This is a genomic window from Lacinutrix cladophorae (assembly GCF_053604645.1).
Map to the genome: position 1 here is coordinate 1 of NZ_JBSHNR010000069.1, position 453 is coordinate 453.

The 453-nt window shown below is 39.1% G+C and carries 1 protein-coding gene; it reads left to right on the top strand.

Annotated elements, in window-relative coordinates:
* Positions 1-453: SdrD B-like domain-containing protein (locus ACVC3Y_RS00765; protein WP_452225827.1), on the top strand; the 453-nt coding region annotated here is incomplete at both ends.

Genomic DNA, 453 nt, shown 5'->3' on the forward strand with positions numbered 1-453 from the left:
AGTAACAACAGGAACGGATGGAACATGGTCATTAAACAATGTACCATTAGGAGATGCAGAAGTAGATGTAGATGAGACTACATTACCAACAGATATTACAGATACTTTAACAACAGGAACCTCAGATCCAGAAACAGTAACTGTAGTAGAAGGAACTAATGCTACTACCGATGATGGTTATGCACCAGCAGTTGGAGATTTAAGTGGAGTTGTATTCGAAGATCTTAACGGCGATGGAGTACAAGATCCAGGAGAAGAAGGAATAGAAGGAGTAGAAGTTGTAATTACAGATGTGGATGGAACAGTAACCACAGTAACAACAGGAACGGATGGAACATGGTCATTAAACAATGTACCATTAGGAGATGCAGAAGTAGATGTAGATGAGACTACATTACCAACAGATATTACAGATACTTTAACAACAGGAACCTCAGATCCAGAAACAGTAAC